This is a genomic window from Vibrio sp. 1401, from assembly GCF_033340295.1.
In genome coordinates this window covers 1-560 of the sequence record NZ_JAWOWF010000680.1, presented here as the reverse complement: position 1 = coordinate 560, position 560 = coordinate 1, and the positions used below count along the sequence as shown (strand labels likewise).

General features: G+C 46.1%; 1 pseudogene. It reads left to right on the top strand.

Going from position 1 to position 560, the window contains the following annotated elements:
- Window positions 1-42 precede the first annotated feature (42 nt).
- Window positions 43-560: pseudogene (gene cca, locus R7Z77_RS27555) on the top strand (multifunctional CCA tRNA nucleotidyl transferase/2'3'-cyclic phosphodiesterase/2'nucleotidase/phosphatase); the annotation flags it as partial.

Here is a 560-nt window from a genome sequence, read left to right as displayed (position 1 = left end):
CTACAATGTCCAACGTCATATCCATAAATTCAGAGGTAATTCGTGCAAGTTTATTTAGTAGGTGGCGCAGTTCGAGATCAATTGCTCGGCATTGACAGTTATGACAACGATTGGGTGGTAGTCGGTGCCACACCAGAAATGATGCTTGCTCAAGGATACACTGCCGTCGGAAAAGACTTTCCTGTTTTTCTTCATCCTAAAAATAAAGAAGAACACGCACTTGCACGAACCGAAAGAAAATCAGGCTCAGGTTACACGGGCTTTGACTGTTTCTTCGATCCAAGCGTCACGCTAGAAGAGGATTTGATTCGCCGTGATTTAACCATTAACGCCATGGCGATGGATGATAGCGGCCAGCTGTACGATCCTTATGGCGGTCAAGCCGATTTGAATAATCGCATATTGCGTCATGTATCGGATGCTTTTGTGGAAGATCCCCTTAGAGTACTTCGGGTCGCACGTTTTGCTGCAAAACTTGCCTCGCTGGGATTTACGGTAGCAAAAGAAACCATGCAACTCATGCGCGACATCGCAGACTCTGGTGAACTCAATACGCTAAC